The following is a 369-nucleotide window of genomic DNA, read 5'->3' as shown; positions in this document are numbered from 1 at the left end:
ACCACATTCATAAAGAATCAAATCACCATCAACAACTCTTCCAAATTCATCAACAGCCATACATCTATCAGCATCACCATCATATGCAAAGCCAACATCTAATCCATTATCTAAAACATATTTTTGTAAGACTTCAATATGTGTAGAGCCACAGTTTGTATTGATATTTAATCCATCTGGCTGATTATGAATAACATGTGTTTCAGCACCCAAAGCATCGAATACACTTTTAGCAATAGCACTTGATGAACCATTTGCACAGTCTAATCCAATTTTCAAATCTTTAAATGCACGTGTTGGAATGCTCATTAAATATCCAATATAACGATTTCTACCCATTGAATAATCAATTGTTCTACCAATTTTATC

The 369-nt window shown here is 32.8% G+C and carries 1 pseudogene; it reads right to left on the bottom strand.

Annotated features, from left to right (window positions below):
* A pseudogene (locus ACLR9T_RS14545) lies at positions 1 to 369 on the bottom strand (phosphoglucosamine mutase); the annotation flags it as partial.

The organism is Thomasclavelia sp. (assembly GCF_047249845.1).
In the GTDB taxonomy this organism is placed as follows: Bacteria; Bacillota_I; Bacilli_A; order Erysipelotrichales; family Coprobacillaceae; genus Thomasclavelia.
This window is presented reverse-complemented; position numbering and strand designations above follow the sequence as displayed.